Raw genomic sequence first — 21,904 nt, forward strand, 5'->3', positions numbered from 1 at the left:
TCCTCGCGACGCATCCCATCGACCTCAACTGACCCCCGCTCCTCGCGACGCATCCCATCGACCTCAACTGACCCCCGCTCCTTGAGTAGCCCCGGAGCTTGCGGAGGGGCGTATCGAAAGGACTCGTGACCCGCATCACTCCCGATGCTAAGTTGTGATCGCTTGATCAGGTTCCCGCCGCGTCGACGCGCTGACGTCGTCGCGGCGCATCACACGCGGGGGTGTGCATGGGCAGGTCGTCGAGAAGCGTTCGTCTGCTGGCGGGGGTGATCGCACTCGTCGCGGTGCTGGTCGCGCCGACCGCGGTCGCGGGGGCCGCACCGAGCGGACCCACGGGAGGGGCCGCCGCCGCGCGCTGGGCCGCGGGCCACGACGGCCCGCAACCCTATGCCGGCGTGAACGTCAGCTGGGACGTGCCGATCAGGATGAGTGACGGCACCGTCCTACGCGCCAACGTCTACCGGCCTGCTGATGCCCGCGAACGACCGACGTCGACGAAGACGCCGGTCATCGTCAACATGACCCCGTACACCAAGCTGATCACCACGGTCGGATCCGCGGTCACGCAGCATCCGGTGCTCGAGCCGTTCCTGCTGCAGATCGCCCGGTCCATCAACCTGTCCGGCACGCCGATCGACGGCATCAACGACATCGCGCACACCCTGCGCGACGGGGGCGCCAAGACTTTCCTCGTCGACTTCGACCTCGTCCGCAGCGGCTACACACAGGTCGTCGTCGACGTGCGCGGAACCGGCTTCTCCCAGGGCAAGTGGGACGTCTTCCAGGACCGCGAGCAACGCGACACCATCGAGGTCATCGACTGGGCGTCGAAGCAGCGGTGGTCCAACGGCAAGGTCGGCATGTCCGGTGTCTCCTACTCCGCGATCAACCAGATCCAAGCCGCCAACAAGAACCCGAAGGCACTGAAGGCGATCTTCCCGGTCGAACCGGGCGGTGATCTCATCCGAGACATCGTGGCGCCGGGTGGGGCGTTGGGTGTCGGCTTCCTGCCGCTGTGGCTGACTCTGGTCAACACCACGAAAATGATCCCGAACGTGGCGTCGATGCTCAACGGCACCTTCGACTGGAAGTGGCTGGCCGACCGGATCTCCGACCCGCTGACCTTCTATCCGCAACTCTTCGCAGCACTGCTCACACCCGACGTCGCGTCGGTGCCGCCGGAGCTGAAGGCGTTGCTGGAGAACAACTCCGAACCGCGGTCCGCCTGGCTCGACCGTGCCGAGAACATCACCACGCCGACCCTCATCTACGGCGGCTGGTTCGACCTCTTCACCAACTCCGAAGTCCGTATGTACAACAAGATCCCGCTGCCGCCGGGCCGCAAGCAGCTGATCATGGGCGACGGCTATCACCTGACCATCGGCGGCGGGCAACAGGGACGCGACGGCACGCCGCCGCGACTCGACGTGCTGCAGAAGGCGTGGTTCGACAAGTGGCTCAAGGGAATCGACAACGGCATCGACTCCTATGGTCCGGTGAACCTCAAGCAGGTGGGCGATTCCTGGATCACCGCCCGGCAGTTCCCGCGCGCCGGGATGGAGCGTCAGCGCCTCTATGTGAGCGACCGGCGTAGCGGTACCGCGGCACACGCGGTCCGCGACGGCAGCCTGACCACGAAGGCCCCCCAGTCGCGGGCACGCATGACCATCGCACCCGGGCTCGCACCCATGTGTTCACGCGACGCGGCACAGCAACTGGCCGGTGCGCTGGCGATCTTCCCGTTCTGCGCCGACGATGCCCGCATCTCCGAACGCGCGGCACTGTCGTTCACCACTCCCCCGCTCACGACGACCCGCAGCGTGTCCGGGTACTCCAACATTCGGCTGAACACCGTGCTCGACGCCACCGACGGCTACTGGACGGCCACCCTCAACGACGTCGCGCCCGACGGCACGTCGAAGGTGATCTCGTCGGGACAGGTGATGGCGTCGCTTCGTGGATACGACCGCGCGGCATCGCAATTCGCGCCGAACGGAGACGTGATCGACCCGTTCTACAACCTCACACTGTCCTCACGGCAGCCGGTGGCTCCGGGACGTCCGGTCAGCATAGACATCGGGCTGCTGCCCACCGAGGCGATCGTGAAGCCGGGTCATCGCCTGCGGGTCGACGTCTTCGCTATGAACTTCCCACGCGGTCTGCCGCTACGCCCGTTGCTGAACGAGTCGGGCCTGAAGCCGCAGCACATCCAGCTCGACCCGAGCTGGCCGAGCTTCGTGAACCTGCCGCTGTCGACGCCGGTCGGTGGCTGACACGTCAATCGGTGACTGACACGGCGAGGGTCGCTCGGCGACAGTCGATCTGAGACGGACCAACACACTGACGACACCGCTGGAGCCGTCGACCTCCTGGTCGACGGCTCCAGCGTGTGCGATCTGTGCGGGCGCGGTTTCGCCGACTGCGATGCCGGTGTGCGTCCGCGGTTCAGGCGTCGTTCGGATCAGTACCGACCAGCGTCGTCCTGCGGTTCTGGACTGCCCGACTTCGCCAGGCCTCTCGCGATCATGTACCCGACGGTCAGCCACGTGATGTACTTGAGCGCGTCGGCAGCACCGAACGGATCGACGTCGCCATCTCCGCCGCCCACCACGAGCGCGGTGATCACCACGGCGAGTACGGCGAGCCCATACGCGATCAGTTCACTCGTCTTCGTCGAAGCCTTTGTCTCTACATTTCGGCGGAACCCTACGGGGTTGGGCGTGGCGATCGGGGGCGCAGAATTGCCGGGCGCGGCACCGGGATTGGGCTGCCGGTACGGTTCGGGGTTGGTCATGAGAAGGCCTTTCCTCGAATTGCTCACCCTTCTCCGGTGACCCCGGAGAAGGTGCACCTCTGTGCATCTCAGGGTCCCCCGATCAGGATGCCGCCAAACACCGGGCAAAACAGTCAGGCGTGCCGTGTGCTCGCCCGTATCCGTACCTGACCGCATCGAACAGGCCGCGGCCCGTGACTTTTTCGACCGTGGACCCCGGTAATCGTCAGGAGGTCTCCGCAGCCTCCGCCTCACGTCCGTACCGCGTCGCCAGCCACGAGCAGATGATGAGCTGGATCTGATGGAAGATCATCAGCGGTAGGACGATGAGGCCGACGGTCGAACCGGCGAAGAGCACGGTGGCCATCGGGAGTCCGGTGGCGAGGCTTTTCTTGGTGCCGCAGAACTGGATGGCGATGGTGTCGGCACGGTCGAAGCCGAGCTTCGTGGGCAGCCATCCGGTGACCACGAGCATGACCACGACGAACACCAGCGAGATCAGCGACACGGCGATCACCTGCACTGCGTCGACCGACGACCAGATGCCGTTCTCGACGCCCTCGCTGAAGGCGACGTAGACGACGAGCACGATGGCGCTGCGATCGGCCAGCTTGGTGATGTGGGCGTGGCGTGCGAAGAACGGCCCGACCCACGGTCGTGCCAGCTGACCGACGACGAACGGCACCAGGATCTGCGCCACGATCTTCAGGATCGCCGACGCGTCGATGGTGGCGTCTCCGGTGTTCTGCATCAGTGCGACGACGAGTACCGGGGTGAGGAACACACCCAGGATGTTCGACGCGGAGGCGCTGACGATGGCGCCGGCGACGTTGCCCTTGGCGATGGAGGTGAACGCGATCGACGACTGCACCGTCGAGGGCACCAGACACAGGAACAGCAGCCCGGCATAGAGGTCGTCACCGATCAGCGGCTCGACGACCGGTTTGAGGGCCAGACCGATGATCGGGAACGCGACGAAGGTGAACGCGAGAATCGTCAGGTGCAGCCGCCAGTGCTTGAGGCCGTCGAGAGCCTCGCGCGGGTGCAGCCGCGTGCCGTAGAGGAAGAACAGAGCACCGATCGCGACGACGACGATCCACTCGAATGCGTCCCCGGCGGTCCCGCGGACGGGCAGGAAGGCGGCGACGACGACCGCGGCCACGATCGCGAGGATGAATCCGTCGATCGGCGAACGGTCGAGGAGGTTCTTGAACGCGCGCATATGTCAGAGCTGCCGACGGCGGGTGACGCTCAGGCCTGCGCGGTGTCGTTCGCGCAGACGCCGCGCAGCGAGCACGCACCGCAGCTGCTGGTGCCGCAGTCGGCAGCCGGGTCGGACTCCGCCCCGGCCGGCTTCTCGGCGGAATGCGCGTCGTCATGACCCGAGCAGCAGGAGCAGCCCGCGTCCTCGGCCGGTACGGTCGCAGCCGCGCGCACGCCGATGGCGCTGACCAGGCCGATGATGACAAGCGCGGCCACCAGGGCGACGACACCGAAGAGGATGGACCAACCGCCGTCGACGGCCAGGGTGGCGACCGCACCGAGGACGAGGATCACACTCGCGCCGAGCGTTCCGGGTGCCGCGACGCGGTTCGCGACGCGGAAGGCCTCATCGGAGCGCATGGTCTCGTCGGTGCGAACACCGAGACGGCGGTTGCGGGGAAGAGTGCCGCGGAGACCGCGGACCCCGACCGTGGTCCAGAGCCCGGCCGGTGCGAAGAGCAGGACGGCAACGACGACGGACAGGGCATTCACGACCCACAGCATACGACTGCGTCCGCTGTGCAACCGAATCGAGCGTGCCCGGGTGAACTGCACCTCATGGACGTGCCTGCGCTGGCGGGGTGACGAGCTGACCGGATTTCAGGCTGGTCGGGCACAGGATTTACCCTGGTCGGGTGACTTCAGTCGACACCACCAGCACCAACGGCTCCGCCGGGGCGACCGCTCATCGCTACACCGCGGAGGTCGCGGGTGAGCTCGAGCAGCGCTGGCAGCAGGCCTGGTCCGACGAGCATGCCTACGAGGCACCGAATCCCGTCGGACCGCTCGCCGGTGACCTGAGCGCCTTCGGCGGCGGCAGCGCCGACGCTCCCGACAAGCTGTTCGTCCAGGACATGTTCCCCTACCCCTCGGGTGCGGGTCTGCACGTCGGCCATCCGCTGGGGTTCATCGCCAGCGACGTCTTCGCCCGCTACCAGCGGATGACCGGCAAGAACGTTCTGCACACGATGGGTTTCGACTCCTTCGGTCTGCCGGCCGAGCAGTACGCCGTCCAGACCGGCACCCATCCGCGGACCACGACCGAGCAGAACATCGAGCGCTACCTCGGCCAGATCCGACGACTCGGCCTCGGCCACGACGAGCGTCGTCGCGTCGCGACCACCGACGTCGACTTCTACCGCTGGACGCAGTGGATCTTCCTGCAGATCTACAACGCCTGGTTCGACGCGGATCAGGGCAGGGCCCGGCGCATCTCCGAGCTGGTCGACGAGTTCGCCGCGGGCACCCGCGAACTCGGCGGAGAGCACGCCGGGAAGTCCTGGGCGGATCTGACGCCGGCCGAGCGCACCGGGGTGATCGACGACCATCGCCTCGTGTATCTGAGTGACTCCCTGGTCAATTGGTGCCCCGGCCTGGGCACGGTGCTGGCCAACGAGGAGGTGACCGCCGACGGTCGCAGTGATCGCGGCAATTTCCCGGTCTTCCGCAAGCATCTGCGGCAGTGGATGATGCGGATCACCGCCTACTCCGACCGGCTGCTCGACGACCTGGACCTGCTGGACTGGCCCGAGAAGGTCAAGACCATGCAGCGCAACTGGATCGGCCGTTCGCGGGGTGCGCAGGTCCGGTTCGGTGCGCCCGGTGTCGGCGACATCGAGGTCTTCACGACCCGCCCGGACACCCTCTTCGGTGCCACCTACATGGTGCTGGCCCCCGAGCATCCGCTGGTCGACGCGCTGACCGCCGACGCCTGGCCGGAGGGCACCGACGACCGGTGGACACGCGGCGGCAGCGATCCCGCGACGGCCGTCGCGGAGTACCGCGCGTCGATCGCGGCGAAGTCCGACCTCGAACGCCAGGAGAACAAGGAGAAGACCGGCGTCTTCACCGGGTCCTTCGCGATCAATCCGGTGAACGGACACCAGGTTCCGGTCTTCATCGCCGACTACGTTCTCATGGGTTACGGCACCGGCGCCATCATGGCGGTCCCGGCGCACGACGCCCGCGACCACGAGTTCGCGACCGTGTTCGGCCTGCCGATCATCGAGGTGATCGGCTCGGACACCGACGTGCAGGTCGAGGCCTACATGGGCGACGGCCCGTTGGTGAACTCGGACTTCCTGGACGGCAAGAACGTCGAGGACGCCAAGGCCGCAATCGTCGAACGCCTCGAGGCCGACGGCGTGGGCACCGGCAAGATCCAGTACAAGCTGCGTGACTGGCTCTTCGCCCGCCAGCGTTACTGGGGCGAGCCCTTCCCGATCGTCTACGACGCCGACGGCCAGCCGCACGCGTTGCCCGAATCGATGTTGCCGGTGGAACTCCCGGAGGTCGAGGACTACGCGCCGGTCTCCTTCGACCCCGACGACGCCGACAGCGAGCCGTCGCCCCCGCTGGCCAAGGCCGGCGAGTGGATGACCGTCGAGCTCGATCTCGGAGACGGTCCCAAGACCTACACCCGCGACGCCAACGTCATGCCGCAGTGGGCGGGCAGCTCGTGGTATCAGCTGCGCTACATCGATCCCACCAATCAGGAAACCCTGTGCGACAAGGACAACGAGGCCTACTGGATGGGTCCGCGTCCCGAATTGCATGGTCCGAACGATCCGGGTGGCCTCGACCTCTACATCGGTGGCGTCGAACATGCCGTGCTGCACCTGCTGTATTCGCGGTTCTGGCACAAGGTCCTGTTCGACCTCGGCTACGTCACCAGCCGCGAGCCGTATCGAAAGCTGTTCAACCAGGGCATGATCCAGGCGTACGCGTACACCGACTCGCGCGGTATCTATGTGCCGGCCGAGGAGGTCACCGAGGAGAACGGCAAGTTCTTCTACAACGGTGAAGAGGTGCGCCAGGAGTACGGCAAGATGGGCAAGTCGCTGAAGAACTCGGTGACCCCCGACGACATCTGCCGCGACTACGGTGCCGACACCCTGCGCGTCTACGAGATGTTCATGGGTCCGCTCGACCAGTCACGCCCCTGGGCGACCAAGGACGTCGTCGGTTCGCAGCGGTTCCTGCAGCGCATCTGGCGCCTGGTCGTCGACGAGGAGTCCGGTGAGCTGCGCGTCGCCGACGCCGAGTCCGACGACGACACGAAGCGGTTGCTGCACAAGACGATCGCCGGTGTCCGCGAGGATTACGCGGCACTGCGCAACAACACCGCCGTCGCCAAGCTGACCGTGCTGACCAACCACCTCACCAAGAACTTCGAGAAGGCCGGTGCGCCAAGGGATGCCGTCGAAGCGCTGGTGATCATGCTCGCGCCGCTGGCACCGCACATCGCCGAGGAACTGTGGCATCGCCTGGGCCACGACACCCTCGTCGTCCGCGCGCCGTTCCCGGTCGCCGACGAGGCGTGGCTGGTCGAGGACACGATCGAGATCCCGGTGCAGGTCAAGGGCAAGGTCCGCAGCCGGATCACCGTCGCCGCCGACGCCGACGAGGACACCCTGCGCACCACTGCCCTCGCCGACGAGAAGATCGCCGCACTCCTCGACGGTGCCGAACCGCGCAAGGTGATCGTGGTGCCCGGCCGGATGGTGAACATCGTCCCCTGACGCCTCGCGACTTCGTTACGGTGACGGTCCTGGCTCCCTGATCCAGCCAACCGCTGCTGCCTGAGGTGTGAGGAGCGATAGCGACGAGCCTCGAAGGGCTCGCGACCCGAACTGCGTTGCCGCCAAATGACTTCGCTCACGGTGTGACGATGGCGAACCCGGGATCGGGGTCATCGACCAATCCGGTGATGGTCGAGATCGCGGACGTATCGCCCTCCAAGGTGGCACCACTGGCTGCCGTGCCGGTGAGAAGGCCCAGCAGATCGCGCTTGGTGAGTGTCACGACGAGATCGGCGGGATCCTGTCGCCGCGTCGGGTGGTGGATCAGGACACCGTTCGAGAGCTCCATCCGATAGGTCTCGTCGGTGTCGGTGAAGTGCCATCGGATGGACGTCGACAGGTCCCACGCTCGCGGGCCGTCGATGCGGATGGCGAGACTGTCGAAGAGTTGGGTGATGGTGAGCGCGCTCGCGATTCCGGACCCGCTGACCGGTGCGGGATGCGGCCGGCCGACGAGCTCGTCGGCACCGACCAGGAAGTTGTTGCGCCAGGTGGCGCACTCGGATCCGTATCCCAGTTTCGTGAACACCTGCGCGAGGAGCTTTTTCGCGCCCGCATGGTCCGGCTGGGCGAACACCGCGTGGCCGGCCAGTTCCGCGGCGAATCGAAGATCTCCCTCGTCGGCGAACTCCTGCGCTTTCGCGACCGCTGCCTCGACCCCGCCCAGCGCACGCACGTACCGAGCGGCCGACGCCTCCGGTGGGTGCTGCCACAGATGGGCCGGATTGCCGTCGTACCAACCGAGATACCGCTGATAGATCGCTTTCACGTTGTGGCTGACCGAGCCGTAGAACCCGCGGGCGTGCCAGGCCGCGTCGAGGACCGGCGGCATCGGGAAGTCCTCGGCGATCTCGCTGCCCACGTATCCCTGATTCATTCGCCGAAGCGTCTGATCATGGAGGTAGGCGTACAGATCGCGCTGCTGGGTCAGATAGACGAGCAGTTCGTCGGTGCCCCAGGTGGGCCAATGATGGGAGGCGAAGGCGACATCGGAGTCGTAGGCGAACATCTCGATGGCCTCGGTGAGGTATCGCGACCAGATGCGGGCGTCGCGCACCTGTGCGCCCCTCAATGTCAGCAGGTTGTGGAGATTGTGAGTTGCGTTCTCGGCCAGACACAGTGCTCGGTGATCGGGGAACCAGAAGTTCATCTCCGACGGCGCTTCGGTACCCGGCGTCACCTGGAAGATCATCCGGACACCGTCGAAGGTCTCTTCCTGTCCGGTGTGGGTGATGTCGAGCGTCGGGGCGATCAAACCCACTGTCCCGGTGGATGTGCTGGGACCGAGTCCAGCGCCGAGGGTCCCGGTCGCGCCGACCGGCAGCACGATCCCCGTGTGATACATGCTCCGCCGCAGCATCGCGGTGCCCGCGTAGACGTTCTCGGAGACGGCATGTTCGAGAAAGTGTTCGGGCGCGACGATCGGCACGGTGGTGTCGACATCGACGACGCCGAGAACGCCGCCGAAGTGATCGACATGGGAATGGGTGTAGATGACTGCGCTCACCGGTCGTTCACCGCGATGCCGACGGTAGAGGGCAAGGCCGGCCGCCGCGCATTCCGACGAGACCAGGGGATCGATCACGACCACGCCCGTGTCGCCCTCGACCAACGTCATGTTCGAGAGGTCGTAGCCGCGGATCTGATAGATGCCGTCGGTGACCTCGAATAATCCGTGAACCGACGTGAGCTGGGCCTGCCGCCACAGATTCGGGTTGACGGAGTCGGGACAGTCACCGGCAGTTGCCTCCGCGAAACCCACGGCGTCGTAGACGACACGGCCGTCACCACCGTGGATCATCGCGGGTTCCAGGACCCCGATCAAACCCCGGTTGGCGTTGTCGAAGTCTGTTCGGTCGGAGAAATCGGCAGGCATCGGATCTCCTCTTCCGGCAGGCTCGGCGGACTGCGCGGATCAGATCGATGTTCGGTTCCCGACACCATTGACACCAGTTGCGGTCACAGTATCGCCCACCGGCCGGGCTGTGACAGCAGGATCAGGGAGTTCGTGGGCGGGGCCGACCGCCCCTCACTTCGGCGGCAGCTTCCTGGCGTAGTCGGAGCCGATGGTGACCCAGCGGGTCAGCTGACGATCGCTGGCGATCCCTTCCTCGAAGACGCGGAGCCAGCCGAGGGTCTCGCGCGCCGACATGTACATCGGCGCGGTGTGGGGGTACTCGAGAAGGGTGTTGGTCTCCTCGGGCGGCACGTGCACCATGATCCCGCCCTTGCCGCTCACGGCCACAGCCATGTTGCCGTTGATCAGGAACGCCAGGCCGCCGAACATGGGAACCTCGTCGACGCCGGCCTCCGCCGCGAGCAACGCGCGGATGCGGAAGGCGAGTTCCTCGTCGTAAGCCACGTCCCCAGGCTATCGGCGGGTGTGACGGGGAAGGACTTGGCAACTAACTTACCCAGCAGTAAGGTCATGCCATGGCGATCAACCTGGAGCTCCCGAAGAAGTTCGATTCGACGGTCGAGCGCACCCACCTGGCTGCCGAGCACATCTTCCGGCCGATCTCACGGAAGTATGACAAGGCCGAGCACGAGTACCCCGTCGAACTCGACGACCTCGCGAAACTGGCCAAGCAGGGTCGCGGGTCGGAGCAGTCGGCCGACTCGTCGAGCGGCGACGACGGACCGTCGGTCAACGGCGCCAACATGCGCGGCCTGATCTCGGCGCTCGAGATTAGCTGGGGCGATGTGGGCCTGCTGCTCTCCATTCCCGGCCAGGGTCTGGGCAATGCCGCCATCGCGGCGGTCGCCAACCCCGAACAGCTCGAGAAGTTCTCGGACGTGTGGGCGGCGATGGCCATCACCGAGCCCAGCTTCGGGTCGGACTCGGCAGCCGTCTCCACGACTGCCACCCGCGACGGCGACGACTACCTCATCAACGGGGAGAAGATCTTCGTGACCGCCGGCTCGCGAGCCGATCACGTGGTCGTCTGGGCCACCATCGACAAGAGCGTCGGTCGTGCGGCCATCAAGAGCTTCGTCGTGCCGATGACGACCGAGGGGGTGACGGTCGCCCGGCTCGAGCACAAGCTCGGCATCAAGGCCTCCGACACCGCCGTGATCCGCTTCGAGAACGCCCGCGTGCCCGCCGAGAACCTGCTCGGATCACCGGAGATCGACACCAAGAAGGCGTTCGGCGGGGTCATGCAGACCTTCGACAACACCCGCCCGGTCGTCGCGGCGATGGCGATCGGCCTAGGCCGTGCCGCACTGGAGGAACTGCGCCGGATGCTCGACGAAGCCGGCCACGAGATCGACTACGACCGCCCGGCCTCATCCCAGCATGCGACCGTCGCCGAGTTCATCCGACTCGAATCCGAGTGGGAGGCATCGTGGTTGCACACCCTGCGCGCCGCGTGGATGGCCGACAACAGGCAACCCAACTCCACTGAGGCCTCGATGTCGAAGGCGAAGGCGGGTCGTACGGTCACCGAGATCACCAACAAAGCGGTGGAAATCGGTGCGACAGCTGGCTTCTCGGAGACCTCGCTGCTGGAGAAGTGGGCCCGGGACTCCAAGATCCTCGACATCTTCGAGGGAACCCAGCAGATTCAGCAGCTGATCATCGCGCGCCGCGTCCTCGGGAAGTCCAGCGCCGACCTGAAGTGAGGCGCACCGGGTTGTCCGTCCGGGAAGGATGAAACCGACGCATGCGGACCCTGCCGCGTGTGACGATGGGGTCGGGCCGGAGATCCGGTCCAGACGCCCGCCGTTGGAGGTCGTGGCATGACCACTCCTGTAGACATCCCGATCGACCCTTCGCTCGTCGACCTCTACAAAGACCTCCACAGACACCCGGAACTCGGCTTCCAGGAACAACGGACCGTCGGCTTGGTTGTCGAAAGGCTCGAATCGGCGGGTTTCGATGTCACGACCGGCGTCGGCAGGACCGGAGTGGTCGGCATCCTGCGAAACGGGGACGGTCCGACGATCGCGATGCGCGCCGACATGGATGCCCTACCCGTCCTCGAGGACACCGGACTCGACTACGCCAGCACCGTCACGGCGACCGACGAGAACGGTAAGACGGTCCCGGTCGCCCATGCGTGTGGTCATGATCTGCACACCACATGTCTCCTGGGTGCGGCGGCAATCCTCGCATCCGATGTATCGGGATGGTCGGGCACCGTCGTCGTCATCTTCCAGCCCGCCGAAGAGCTCGGTGCCGGCGCTCAGGCGATGGTGGACGACGGACTGTGGGATCGGTTCCCCAAACCCGACGTCGTGCTCGGTCAGCATGTCTCGCCATTGCCCGCCGGCAAGATCGCCGGGCACCCCGGCGCGTCGTACGCCGGGTCGGACTCACTCCGGGTGCGACTCGTGGGTCGTGGTGCACACGGCTCGATGCCCGAGGCCTCCGTGGATCCCATCGTGCTGGCCGCTGCCACGGTCCTGAGGCTGCAGACCGTCATCTCCCGGGAGATCCCGAGCACCGCCACCGCTGTGCTCACCGTCGGGTCGATCCACGCCGGTGACGCCGCGAACGTGATTCCCGGGGAGGCCGAGATCCAGCTCAACATCCGCAGCTACAACGAGACCGTGCGCGGCAAGATCCTCGACAGCGTCGAGCGAATAGTGCGCGGTGAGGCGGCCGCAGCAGGGGCGCCGGAAGATCCGACCATCACCGAGATCGAACGGTTCCCGGTGGTCACCAATGATCCGGACGCGCTGGGCAAGACGCTGAGCGCCTTCGCGGACTGGTTGGGCGCGTCCAACATCCTCGATCCGGGGGCCGGCGCGGGCAGCGAGGATGTCGGCATCTTGGCCACGAGTTGTGGCGCACCCCTCTCGTACTGGCTGCTCGGCGGAGCCGATCCGTCCCTGTTCACCACCGGTGACATGACGGATCCGGCGCTGCTGAAAGTACCGTCCAACCACTCACCGCACTACGCGCCGGTGATCGATCCGACGCTCGCGACGGGAGTCCGAGCGCTGGTCATCGCGGCCCGTACCTGGTTGGGTTAGCCACTCCGAAAGGGCGAACCGCCGCTCACCGGCCGTATCCCAGCACGCGACCGTCGCCGAGTTCATCCGCCTCGAATCCGATTGGGAAACAGCCCAACTCCACCGAGGCCGCCATGTTGAAGGCCCTCGGGAAGTCCAGCGCCGATCTGAGGTGACCGGCGATCAAACCTGCCTGATCAGCCACCGCGCAACACCTTCGGCGCCACCCGGCTCGGTCGCCACGCCGGCATGCCCGATGAGGCGTTCGTTGTAGGTCACTCGCACCCCGGCTCGCCGATAGGTTTGCACCAGTTCGGATACCAGGGGTTGCGGGGAGACGGTGTCGGTCGTCCCGGCTTCGACTCGCACTGGAAGTCCCGGGGAGAAACGTAGGTGCGCAACGTCGTTGCGATCGAGGATGCTCATCAGATCGGTCTTCAACTGGCTGCCGCGCGGTCCGAGTAGCTGAGCTGGGGCCAGCCCGCCGAAGGAATCGAACCCGGTGAGCCCGACATAGCACCGCTGCTCGACCTGCGGAACGAGACGGCGTGCCGCCGGACTGAGACCGCCGTTGAGCATCAGCTGCCCGAAGTCCGGATCTGCGGCGGCAGCGCCGTAACCGATCAACGCCGCCAGACCCATCAACTCGTTGATGGCCGGACCGGCAACGGGAACGGCGGAGACGGCGTCGAGCATCCGCGCGACCTGGGTGGGCGGTGCCAGCGCCGCGACGCCTCGCAGTTGCAATCCCCGCCATTCGGATTCGGGCCGAGATGCCGCGAAGAGCGCGGCCACCGCACCCTCGGAGTGTCCGGCCACCACCACGTCCCGACCGATCCGTGAGTCCTCGCGTGACGCCGCGACCGCCATGTCGATCGTCGACCGGGCGAGCGAATCGCCGATCAGGTATGGATGCGGTCCGGGACCACCGATTCCCTCGAAATCAGGCCGGACGACGGCGAATCCGGCGTCGAGCAGGTGGGAGACGATGAGGTCACCCGACGTCATCCGCGGGAGTTCGGGATGCCCCGCATGACCGCCGGACGGAGCGCAGGAGTCCGCTGCGCCGACCGTCATGTGATTCCACACCGCAAGCGGCCAGCCGTCACGCGGCGGCGCGGACCGGGGTAGCAGCACGGTCCCGGTCATCTCGGTCGGTGTGCCGCGCACCGACGTCGAGCGGTAGCGAATCCGGGTCGTCGACGACGCGGCGTCGAGTGCAACCACGGAGGTGTGCACGGTCTCGGAGGAGACGATGTGCGGCACCGAGTCCGCGGGTGCCGAGAAAGCGGGGGGCGCCGGCGCCGTACCCCCGATGGTCATCAGGGCCCCGGCGATCAGGGCGCAGAAAATCTTTGCGCGGTGTCGGGCGGATGTTCTCATCGCAACAACCTTTCCCGCAGGAGTGCTTCACGTTCGAGTCGTTCGGCGTCGCGGCGTCGACGTTCGGCCATGATCGCCGACAGCACATCCTCGAACGACGCGCCCTGTGGCGGCGCGGGCGCCACGAACGGCGCCGCGTCGAAGACCAGCCGACGCGCTGCGGCGGCCCGGGGTTCGGGCTTCATGCCGTGGCGGCCGTTGAGGAACTGGCGGATGATCACGGCGAGGCCGTCGGGCAGGGCCGCCATGTCGGCCGCCACCGCCCACGAGACGAGTCCGGCGGGCATTTCGATGGGATGCTGTTCTTCGATCTTGTGCCGGTCCCGGATCACGTAGGTGCCGGCGAGGAGGTCACCGAGCCGCTTGTTCTTCCGCGAGATCGCGGCACTGATGAGCGCGGGCAGACCCAGGCAGGCGTACATCTCGATGAACCCCACCAGCGCCCGGGTGAGCGAATGCCGGAAACCGATGGGCCCGGCGTCATCTCGGACGGTACGCAGGCCGACGACGAGATGACCGACGGTCTTGCCCCCGGTGAGGGTTTCCGCGACGGTGGGCAGGGCGATGACACTGACGATGGGCAGCATCGTGTTGACGGCGCCCCGCCAGGCCTCGTTGAGGTCGATGGCCACCTGGTACGTCAGCCACCAGAGGATCAACCAGAGGGCGATCCCCAGCGCGACGTCGATCATCCCCGACAGAATCCGATAGCCGAGACCGCCCGGCGGCAGCGCCAGTGCCACCGCCTCACCGGAGACCAGATCGTCGCGTCCCACGCCGACCGTGGCCGACGCACCTGCACCCCAGACGGTCGGCGGCGGGCCGGTCGGGACACCCGCCAGTCGCGGGGGTCCTGGCGGCGGCGGTACGGATGGCACGCCTCACCATACGACGCGAACCGCGGCTCGCACCCTCACCCGTGCACAGGGACGACACCCGTCGAATGACACGTCCTGCGTTGACCCGGATGCCGGTTACCCTGGCCGAATGGACCTCGACGCCTATGTCTCCGCGCACCGCGCGACGTGGGAACGTCTCGATGAGTTGTCGCGCCGGCGGCGTCTGACCGGAGCCGAGGCCGACGAGATCATCGACACCTATCAGCGGGTGGCGACGCATCTTTCGGTGATCCGCTCGTCGGCGCCCGACGCATCGCTCGTCGCGTACCTGTCGGCGTTGCTGGCGCGGGCCCGGGGTAGAGCGTCGGGGACGAGGGTGAGTACCTGGTCGACGTTCATCGACTTCTTCGCGGTGTCGTTCCCCGCTGCGCTGTACCGGATGCGGTGGTGGTGGCTGACGGTGATGGGCGTGTGTCTGCTCGCGGCCGCCGTCATGACCTGGTGGGTTCTGGAGCATCCGCGGATCGAGAGCTCGTTCGCCTCGGCGCAGGAGATCGAGCGGCTCGTCACCAACGACTTCGAGAACTACTACAGCGAATACGAGGCGACGTCGTTCGCGGCGCGGGTGTGGACCAACAACTTCTGGCTGGCCGCGATGTGCATCGTTGTCGGCGTCTTCGGCCTGCCGGTGATCTGGATGCTCTACACCAACATCCTGAACCTGGTGGTGATCGCGTCGATCATGATCCGGCACGGTCGCGGAGACCTGTTCTTCGGTCTGCTCCTGCCACACGGCATGCTCGAACTGACCTGCCTGTTCGTCGCCGCGGGAGTCGGACTCCGGATCTTCTGGTCCTGGGTGTCACCCGGGAACCGAACGCGCGCAGCCGCTCTCGGTGAGGAGGGTCGGACCGCCATCGGCGTGGCGCTCGGTCTCGTCGCCGTCCTCCTGCTGTGCGGGGTGATCGAGGCCTTCGTGACCCCTTCGCCGCTGCCGACGTGGGCGCGGATCGGGATCGGGGTGACCGCCTGGTTGCTGTTCATGACCTACGTCTTCGTCGCCGGGCGCCGCGCGCACCGAGCCGGTGAAACCGGCGACCTCGCCGAGCTGGATCGCGGATTGACTGCACCGACCGTGTAGGAATGAACGGGAGTGCAGCTACCCCGAAAGGAACACCAGGATGGCCAAGAACGACAAGTCTCTGGACGCGGTCTCGTTGATCGGAGGAGGTCTGGCGGCGGTCGGTCTGACGCACTTCGTCAAGCCGGAGGTGTTCGCTCCCATCACCGCACCCGTGTTCCCCGAGGACACCACGACGTGGACCTACCGCAACGGTGCCTGCGAGACCGCGATCGGCATCGCGCTGGTGTCACGCCGCACCCGACGCCTCGGCCTGGTCGGCCTGGCCGGCTACCTGGGCTTCCTCGGCTGCCGGGCGGTCCAGGCCAAGAGCTAGTTCGACGCAGCGCTACAGCAGCCCGCGTGATTTCAGCAGCAGATAGTGATCTGCGAGTCGCGCGGGCAGCGTGTCGGGCGGGGCGTCGACGACGTCGACGCCGAGTCGTCCGACGGCAGTGGCCGTCCGGTTGCGCAGGGTGACGGTCCGGGCGGCGGCCGCCGCGTCGTAGACGGCTTCCGGATCTTCCCGGGCGTCGATCATCTCCTCCAGCGCAGGGTCGGCAACGGACCCGATGACCACCTTGTAGCGCTGCGCGAGAACCGACAGCGGGGGCAGCAGTGACTCCTCGACGGCGGCCGGTTCCATCGGGGTCAGCAATACCAGCAGTGCGCGCTGGCGGCTGATCTTCGCGACCTCGGCGCCCAGCATCGGCCAATCCGCCTCCAGCAGTGCCGGTTCGAGGTCGGCCATCGCCGTGACCAGCCTGCTGAGCAGCGTCGTCCGGCCCTCCCCGACCACTCGACGGTGCACGCGTCGGTCACCGGCGATCAGGTCGACCCGGTCGCCCGCATGCGATGCCAACGCCGCCAGCAGCAGGGCGGCGTCCATCGCGGCGTCGAGTCGGGGGACATCGCCGACGCGCCCCGCGGAGGTGCGCGACGTGTCGAGCACGATGACGATGTGTCGGTCCTTCTCCGGTTGCCAGGTCCGCACCACGGTCGACCGGCGTCGTGCGGTCGCCCGCCAGTCGATGCTGCGGACGTCGTCGCCCTCGACGTAGTCCCGGAGAGAGTCGAATTCGGTGCCCTGGCCGCGGATCCGGACCGCCGACCGGCCGTCGAGCTGGCGGAGGTGGGCGAGTCGGGAGGGCAGGAGCCGACGTGACCCGAACGGCGGGAGCGCGCGGACCCGGCCGGGAAGCGGGACACTGCGTTGCCGTCCGGCCAGTCCCAGAGGACCGAGACGGCGCACCGTCACCCGTACGGCGAGTCGGTCGCCACGTCGCGTGGGGGTGAGAGTGGTGGTCACGGTGGTGGTCTCACCGCGCGGCACGATGAGGCGATGGACGGCGCCCGTGGCACCCGCCGAGGGTTGCCAGCTGTCACGCAGGACGCCGCGAAAGGTCCCGGTTCCGGTGTTGGTGACCGTGATCGAACAGGAGGTGCTCTCCCCCAACCGGACCGGTCCGATCACCGACCGTGTCATCGTGATGGTCTTCGTCGATCCGGCGAGCGCGAGGTCGAGGCACATCAGCAGCACACAGAACAGCACCCACAGCACGGGGACGGCGTAGTTCGGCCACACCAGGATCGGCACTGCGCCGAGCAGCACCAGTACCAGAAACCGGCCGGTGAGGAACATCAGCGCGGGACGGGAACCGAGTTGACGGCGGCATCGAGGACCGAGCCCACCGACACGCCTTCGAGTTCGGCCTCCGGCCGCAGCGTCAGCCGGTGCGCCAGCGTCGACTGTGCCAGGGCCTGAACGTCATCGGGGGTCACGAAGTCACGGCCGTTCAGCCACGCCCACGCGCGGCTGGTCCCGAGCAGCGCGGTCGCGCCGCGCGGGCTGACGCCGAGTGCCAGGGACGGCGAGAACCGTGTCGCCCGGGCGATGTCGACGATGTAGGCGGCCACCTGTGGTGCGACACCGACGCGGCGGACCTGCTCGATGCCGGCTTCGACGTCGGCGGCCGAGGCGACCGGTCGAAGTCCGGCGGCGGCGAGATTCCGCGGATCGAACCCGGCCGCATGCCGGGTCAGGACCGTGATCTCGTCCTCACGTGGCGGCACGGGCAGTGTCACCTTCAGCAGGAAACGGTCGAGCTGGGCCTCCGGCAGCGGGTAGGTGCCCTCGTACTCGACGGGGTTCTGCGTTGCCGCCACCAGGAGCGGGCTGGGCAGCGGATGGCCGACGCCGTCGACGGTCACCTGCCGTTCCTCCATCGCCTCCAGCAACGATGCCTGCGTCTTCGGCGGGGTGCGGTTGATCTCGTCGGCCAACAGGAGGTTCGTGAACACCGGTCCCTCGCGGAACGTGAACTCCGAGCTGGCGGAGTCGAACACGAGCGAACCCGTCACGTCCCCGGGCATCAGGTCGGAGGTGAACTGCACGCGTTTGGTCTCGACGTCGAGCGCCGCCGCGACCGATCTGACGAGGAGGGTCTTGGCGACGCCCGGAACGCCTTCGAGCAGGATGTGTCCGCGACACAAGAGTGCGATGAGGATGCCCGCGACCGCCGGGTCTTGCCCGACAACGGCTTTGGCGACCTCGGCACGCACCGCACCGAGTGCCTCGCGTGCCTTGTTCGACGACGGGGCGGGTCCACCGTGCGGATTCTGCGGCGATGGGGCCGCCTTCCCGGACGGACCGGGGCCGAAGGTGCGGGATGGATCGACGGTCATGGTGTGTGCCGGACTTCCTTCTCGAGGGCGGTCAGTTCACTGGTGAAGACGACGAGGCCGGTGTCGGTGGTGGGCAGCGGCCCCGCGAGCAGGGTCCGTACCTGTGGAAGGTCGCGGCCGGTGACGGACACGACGGTGGTGATGATGGCGTGGACGGCGGAGTCGGCGGTCTCCCCCGGTGCCACCATCGTTTCCCAGTCGGGTGCCGCCAACTCGTCGGTGGCCCGACCGGCGTCGTACGGGAGGCCGAGGTAGGAGGCGAGCGAGGTCAGGGTGTGAATGCGCAGCGCGGCGGCCGCGCGGGCGTCGGCGCGAGCCTTGTGGTACATCCGGCCCCGTGCCTGGGTGGTCTCGATCGCCTTGACGACCGCCGGCAGCGGCTCGGTGACCAGCGCGCCGAAACGGCGACCGCGCCAGAGCATCAGGACCAGGACGGCGAACGCAGCCAGCACGACCAGCGGCCCGAGCGCCTCCGGGATGTCGGATTCCTCTTGCGCCGAGGCGACTTCGTCGGTGAAAAGAGGTACATACCAAAGGATGTCGTGCGCTCCGGCGAAGAGACGGGTGGCCACGCCCGCGTTGTCCCGGAGCGCGAGGTTCTCGTTGATCAGCATGTCGCCACTGACGACCACGATCTCCGGGCGGGTCGATGTGGCCGGCACGATCAGCACATTCGACGCGGTGCCGGTGGTGAAGCACGACGTCGCGCCCGGTGCGGATGTGCTGTAGCCGAGCGCGCCGCCGGTGATGGTGTCGTCGTCGGCGATCTCGGTGGTCGTGCACCCGGCGAGCACCGCGGACGGGGCACCGCCGTACTCGAGCCGGACCGGTAGTCGGAGAAGTGACAGAGCGTTGTCCTGTGGCGCGATCAGGATCACCCGGTGTGCGTCGGAGACCCGGTCCAGGAACTGTTGTGCGGTACCGGGGTTCAGTGCTCCGATCGATGACACGACGACCGTCGTGCTGCTCTCGGGGCGCGGCGAATCGGTGAACTCGTCCAGTCCACGGGCCTGATGGAGGTCGCCGCCGTGGTCGTCGATGATCTGGGCGAGGGCACGCGCACCCTGGGGCCGTGGATTGTCGGGGTCGTAGCTGACACCAGGCCCCGGTTCCGCACCGAACACGGTCAGCGCGGAGACACCGAGCAGGCCGATCGCTCCGGTCACCGCGACGACGAGCACCACCACGAGTACCCAGATCCATCGCGGCGTGCCGCGCTTCGGCGGGGCGGGCGCGATCGACGGTGTACGTGCCGTCGTGGTCATCGGGGCACCGCCAGACGACGCGGACCAGATGTGTCCACCCCGGCGGGTCGGGCGGACGACACGGTGCGCTCGAGGTCGAGCACCGCACGGGCCGACCCGGCCGCCGCATGGCGACCGCCGTAGGCGATCGCATCGAACAGGTCTGCGGCGCTCCGGAGTTCGACGCCGTGCTCGTCGAACCGGAACGCCAGTTCGGACGCCACCTCGTGTGCGGTGAGGGACGGCTCGTCGGCCAGCAGACCTCGTTCGATGCCGCGTTGGGCGAGCGCGCGGACGGCGGTGATCACACTGGTGTCGTAATCGCCGGCGGCATAGCGGGTCTCGGCTTCCGCGCGGAGCTCTTTCGCCGAACGCGGGCTTCCGGACAACACCACCTTCGCTGCGGCGTTCTCGGTGGCCTTCGGGACCCGCGGGGTGCGGCGTACGCGGCGGATCACGAGAACGGCGAGTCCGAGCGCCACGAGGATGGCGATCACGATGACGATCGCCCGGATCGTGTCCGACCCGCCGACCAGGTCGAGGACGTTGTCGGCGATCCATCCCCAGACCCGGTCGCTGAACCGGTCCCACCACGACGGTTCCGGCGGTTGGTAGGCGTTCTGGGAGAGTTCGTCCTCGGCCCAGCGGCGGGCTTGCTCGTTGCCGGGATCCAGGGGTGCGGCGAGGATCGGGGTCACCGCGCACCCGACCGCGGGTCGTGCGGTGAGTCGGACATCGTCACGGATACCGGCCTTTCCGCGCTGCTGGGACCTCGACGGACTCGACGGACTCGACGCCCGAGGGGCTCTTGCGGCGAACGTATCAAACAACGGTGTGCAAGCACCGGAAACATCCACCGGTCGACGGACGCGCGTGCTACGGTGCAGAACTAGAACACGTTCTAATTTCTGGAGGATTCATGACCGTGGAGCAAGCCGGCCTCGCCGACCAGATCGACGCGGCGGTGGACGCCTACATCGAGTTGCTGAACTCCGGCACCGCCGAGCAGATCGCCGACCTCTACGCGCCCGACGCGACGGTCGAGGACCCGATCGGCGCCGACATCCGCAGCACCCGCGAACAGCTCGTCGAGTTCTACTCGGTGATCACCGGCATGGACGAGCGCACCGCGACCCTCAAGTGGAAGAAGGTCGCCGGCGACACCGCCGTCTTCGAGTTCACCCTGGTGACCAAGACCTCCGGACTGGCCTTCGAGATCACGCCCGTCGACATCATGGTCTTCAACGCCGACGGCAAGGTGTCGTCGATGCGGGCCGTCTGGCGTCCAGAGGACCTGACGCAGCTCTGACTCCGCTCCGAGCTGCTTACCAACGCCCCGTCGGCCGCAGCACGATGTCCTGCGGATGGGCGTCGACGGGCGTCTGGATGGCGTGTACGACGGCGGCCGCGACGGACTCCGGGCGCAGGAACTGCGAGGCGTCATAGTCCCGGCCCTCGATGGCGACCAGTTCGCGCTGCATGTCGGTGTCGATGCGCCCGGGGTAGACGGACGTGACCCGTAGTGTCGGTTCCTCGGCGCGCAGCGAGTCGGCGAGTGCCCGCAACCCGAACTTGCTCGCCGCATACGGCGCCCAGCGGGGTTTGGCGGTCCGGCCCGCGCCCGAGTTCACGAAGACGACGTGCCCTTCTGCCTGCCGCAGCGCCGGCAGCAGGAGCCGCGTCAGTTCGGCGACGGCGACGAGGTTGATCTCGAGGACGTGATGCCACTCCTCGACGGGGGTGTCGGCCACATGCTCGAGACTGCTGCCGACGCCGGCGTTGTGGACCAGCACGTCGAGTTCGTTGATCGCTTCCACGGCACCGGCGACCTCGTCGTAGTCGGTCAGCTCGACGGCGAAAGTGCTCGCGCCGTCGAGTTCGATGGCGAGGTTGTCGAGTTCGGGCGAGGGGCGTCCACCCAACAACAGGTCGTGGGTGGGCGCGAGCTGTCGGGCGATCTGGGCGCCGAGGCCGCGACTGGCCCCGGTGATCAAAGCGGTGGGCACTCTGCCCACCCTACTGGGCGACCCGGATGCCGAAATCGTCATGCTGACCAC

At 67.3% G+C, this 21,904-nt stretch carries 20 protein-coding genes; 7 read left to right on the forward strand and 13 right to left on the reverse strand.

Annotation, left to right across the window (positions count from 1 at the left end; translation table 11 throughout):
* The first annotated feature begins 227 nt into the window (after window positions 1–227).
* On the forward strand, window positions 228–2,273 hold the full coding sequence (locus BPODLACK_RS02340) for a CocE/NonD family hydrolase (protein WP_159404629.1): 2,046 nt from the start codon (window positions 228–230) through the stop codon (window positions 2,271–2,273).
* Window positions 2,274–2,461: 188 nt separating this feature from the next.
* Here the strand turns inward: BPODLACK_RS02340 and BPODLACK_RS02345 are convergent, their stop codons facing one another.
* The 3 genes from BPODLACK_RS02345 to BPODLACK_RS02355 all read right to left on the reverse strand — a co-directional run bounded on the left by BPODLACK_RS02345 (window position 2,462) and on the right by BPODLACK_RS02355 (window position 4,540).
* Window positions 2,462–2,794, reverse strand: a complete 333-nt coding sequence (locus tag BPODLACK_RS02345; RefSeq protein ID WP_159404630.1) for a hypothetical protein — start codon at window positions 2,792–2,794, stop codon at window positions 2,462–2,464.
* A 205-nt stretch (window positions 2,795–2,999) separates the two neighbouring features.
* On the reverse strand, window positions 3,000–3,995 hold the full coding sequence (locus tag BPODLACK_RS02350) for a bile acid:sodium symporter family protein (RefSeq protein WP_159404631.1): 996 nt from the start codon (window positions 3,993–3,995) through the stop codon (window positions 3,000–3,002).
* Between the two features lie 29 nt (window positions 3,996–4,024).
* A complete protein-coding gene (locus BPODLACK_RS02355; RefSeq protein ID WP_159404632.1) occupies window positions 4,025–4,540 on the reverse strand; it encodes an SdpI family protein in 516 nt (171 codons plus the stop codon).
* 131 nt (window positions 4,541–4,671) lie between these two features.
* Between BPODLACK_RS02355 and leuS the strand changes: the two genes are divergently transcribed.
* The gene (leuS, locus tag BPODLACK_RS02360) at window positions 4,672–7,557 is read left to right on the forward strand and encodes a leucine--tRNA ligase (RefSeq protein ID WP_159404633.1); all 2,886 of its coding nucleotides are present in this window, start codon (window positions 4,672–4,674) and stop codon (window positions 7,555–7,557) included.
* A 136-nt stretch (window positions 7,558–7,693) separates the two neighbouring features.
* Here the strand turns inward: leuS and BPODLACK_RS02365 are convergent, their stop codons facing one another.
* Both BPODLACK_RS02365 and BPODLACK_RS02370 read right to left on the reverse strand, forming a co-directional pair.
* On the reverse strand, window positions 7,694–9,493 hold the full coding sequence (locus tag BPODLACK_RS02365) for an alkyl/aryl-sulfatase (RefSeq protein WP_159404634.1): 1,800 nt from the start codon (window positions 9,491–9,493) through the stop codon (window positions 7,694–7,696).
* 153 nt (window positions 9,494–9,646) lie between these two features.
* Window positions 9,647–9,979, reverse strand: a complete 333-nt coding sequence (locus tag BPODLACK_RS02370) for a TfoX/Sxy family protein (RefSeq protein ID WP_024499041.1) — start codon at window positions 9,977–9,979, stop codon at window positions 9,647–9,649.
* 71 nt (window positions 9,980–10,050) lie between these two features.
* Here BPODLACK_RS02370 and BPODLACK_RS02375 point away from each other — a divergent pair, with 71 nt between their 5' ends.
* Both BPODLACK_RS02375 and BPODLACK_RS02380 read left to right on the forward strand, forming a co-directional pair.
* Window positions 10,051–11,241, forward strand: coding sequence for an acyl-CoA dehydrogenase family protein (locus BPODLACK_RS02375; RefSeq protein ID WP_159404635.1), 1,191 nt, complete (start codon window positions 10,051–10,053; stop codon window positions 11,239–11,241).
* 117 nt (window positions 11,242–11,358) lie between these two features.
* The gene (locus BPODLACK_RS02380) at window positions 11,359–12,597 is read left to right on the forward strand and encodes an amidohydrolase (RefSeq protein ID WP_159404636.1); all 1,239 of its coding nucleotides are present in this window, start codon (window positions 11,359–11,361) and stop codon (window positions 12,595–12,597) included.
* A 25-nt stretch (window positions 12,598–12,622) separates the two neighbouring features.
* On the opposite strand, the gene BPODLACK_RS02385 is transcribed toward BPODLACK_RS02380, so the two are convergent.
* Genes BPODLACK_RS02385 through BPODLACK_RS02395 form a run of 3 tightly spaced genes read right to left on the reverse strand, consistent with a single transcriptional unit; the run spans window position 12,623 to window position 14,837 of the window.
* Window positions 12,623–12,781, reverse strand: a complete 159-nt coding sequence (locus BPODLACK_RS02385) for a hypothetical protein (RefSeq protein WP_157753411.1) — start codon at window positions 12,779–12,781, stop codon at window positions 12,623–12,625.
* Window positions 12,760–13,959 (reverse strand): lipase family protein, encoded by a 1,200-nt coding sequence (locus BPODLACK_RS02390; protein WP_201450581.1) that lies wholly within the window; start codon window positions 13,957–13,959, stop codon window positions 12,760–12,762. The genes BPODLACK_RS02385 and BPODLACK_RS02390 overlap by 22 nt, the downstream gene beginning before the upstream one ends.
* Entirely contained in the window at window positions 13,956–14,837 is an 882-nt protein-coding gene (locus BPODLACK_RS02395; RefSeq protein WP_394854761.1) for an RDD family protein, read from the reverse strand. The genes BPODLACK_RS02390 and BPODLACK_RS02395 overlap by 4 nt, the downstream gene beginning before the upstream one ends.
* Before the next feature lie 109 nt (window positions 14,838–14,946).
* Between BPODLACK_RS02395 and BPODLACK_RS02400 the strand changes: the two genes are divergently transcribed.
* Window positions 14,947–15,939, forward strand: coding sequence for a stage II sporulation protein M (locus tag BPODLACK_RS02400; protein ID WP_024499046.1), 993 nt, complete (start codon window positions 14,947–14,949; stop codon window positions 15,937–15,939).
* 40 nt (window positions 15,940–15,979) lie between these two features.
* Window positions 15,980–16,255 carry a hypothetical protein gene (locus BPODLACK_RS02405; protein WP_159404637.1) on the forward strand — a complete coding sequence of 92 codons (276 nt, stop codon included), beginning with the start codon at window positions 15,980–15,982 and terminating at the stop codon, window positions 16,253–16,255.
* A 12-nt stretch (window positions 16,256–16,267) separates the two neighbouring features.
* Here the strand turns inward: BPODLACK_RS02405 and BPODLACK_RS02410 are convergent, their stop codons facing one another.
* The 4 genes from BPODLACK_RS02410 to BPODLACK_RS02425 are packed head-to-tail and all read right to left on the reverse strand — an operon-like array spanning window position 16,268 to window position 20,545.
* Window positions 16,268–17,560 carry a DUF58 domain-containing protein gene (locus tag BPODLACK_RS02410; protein ID WP_024499048.1) on the reverse strand — a complete coding sequence of 431 codons (1,293 nt, stop codon included), beginning with the start codon at window positions 17,558–17,560 and terminating at the stop codon, window positions 16,268–16,270.
* Window positions 17,560–18,603, reverse strand: a complete 1,044-nt coding sequence (locus tag BPODLACK_RS02415) for an AAA family ATPase (protein ID WP_159404638.1) — start codon at window positions 18,601–18,603, stop codon at window positions 17,560–17,562. The genes BPODLACK_RS02410 and BPODLACK_RS02415 overlap by 1 nt, the downstream gene beginning before the upstream one ends.
* Complete coding sequence (locus BPODLACK_RS02420; protein WP_024499050.1) at window positions 18,600–19,868, reverse strand: DUF4350 domain-containing protein; 1,269 nt, start codon at window positions 19,866–19,868, stop codon at window positions 18,600–18,602. The genes BPODLACK_RS02415 and BPODLACK_RS02420 overlap by 4 nt, the downstream gene beginning before the upstream one ends.
* Window positions 19,865–20,545 carry a DUF4129 domain-containing protein gene (locus tag BPODLACK_RS02425; RefSeq protein ID WP_024499051.1) on the reverse strand — a complete coding sequence of 227 codons (681 nt, stop codon included), beginning with the start codon at window positions 20,543–20,545 and terminating at the stop codon, window positions 19,865–19,867. Before BPODLACK_RS02425 ends, BPODLACK_RS02420 begins: the two co-directional genes overlap by 4 nt.
* A 221-nt stretch (window positions 20,546–20,766) precedes the next feature.
* On the opposite strand from BPODLACK_RS02425, the gene BPODLACK_RS02430 reads away from it, so the two are divergent.
* Window positions 20,767–21,156 (forward strand): nuclear transport factor 2 family protein, encoded by a 390-nt coding sequence (locus tag BPODLACK_RS02430; protein WP_096274858.1) that lies wholly within the window; start codon window positions 20,767–20,769, stop codon window positions 21,154–21,156.
* Window positions 21,157–21,172: 16 nt separating this feature from the next.
* Here BPODLACK_RS02430 and BPODLACK_RS02435 read toward each other — a convergent pair whose 3' ends face one another.
* Window positions 21,173–21,853 carry an SDR family oxidoreductase gene (locus BPODLACK_RS02435; RefSeq protein WP_096274857.1) on the reverse strand — a complete coding sequence of 227 codons (681 nt, stop codon included), beginning with the start codon at window positions 21,851–21,853 and terminating at the stop codon, window positions 21,173–21,175.
* Between the last annotated feature and the right edge of the window lie 51 nt (window positions 21,854–21,904).

This window comes from Gordonia sp. YY1, from assembly GCF_009872315.1.
GTDB lineage: Bacteria > Actinomycetota > Actinomycetes > Mycobacteriales > Mycobacteriaceae > Gordonia > Gordonia amicalis.